The following is a 465-nucleotide window of genomic DNA, read 5'->3' as shown; positions in this document are numbered from 1 at the left end:
GTTGATTGGACGAAGGTCGATAGCTCCAGAGTAACTTTTGACAAATCACAGCTGACCAGGCTCGATCACAACACGCTGTTCAGGAATCTGAAGGCGAACGGTAATAATAGTCTGACAAAAAGGGCGGCGGAACTCAAACTGCATGGACCTGAAACGCTGCCGGACGGTCGTCAACTCATGGACGGCAAGGGCGTACTCGAGCGGCTCAAAAGCGCCACTCCGGGCGATCGGTTCGGCGAAATCGGACGCACCCCCGGCAGGCTCGCCAAGCCGTTCGCCGGCAAGCCCGGGATAGCCGGCGCCCGGTCCAAACCGCTCGCCGGGAGCCGCACAAACCCTATGGCAGGAAAGCCGAAATCCAAAGCGCGCATCGGCGCGCGGCCTCGCCACCCGGCTCCGAAAGGTGACATCATGCGCGGCCGCGATCCCCGCGCTTTCTCCCATGGTCCGCGCTACCGCGGCCCG

At 62.6% G+C, this 465-nt stretch carries 1 protein-coding gene; it reads left to right on the top strand.

All coding sequences use genetic code 11. From position 1 onward, the window contains the following. Positions 1-177: 177 nt before the first annotated feature. The coding region (locus tag NMG80_RS04545) for a hypothetical protein (RefSeq protein ID WP_254017031.1) at positions 178-465 on the top strand (288 nt) is incomplete at its 3' end.

The sequence above is a fragment of the Mesorhizobium escarrei genome, assembly GCF_935825525.1.
Lineage (GTDB): Bacteria > Pseudomonadota > Alphaproteobacteria > Rhizobiales > Rhizobiaceae > Mesorhizobium > Mesorhizobium escarrei.
The sequence above is the reverse complement of the archived record's forward strand: the minus strand, read 5'-3'. Positions and strand labels throughout refer to the sequence as shown.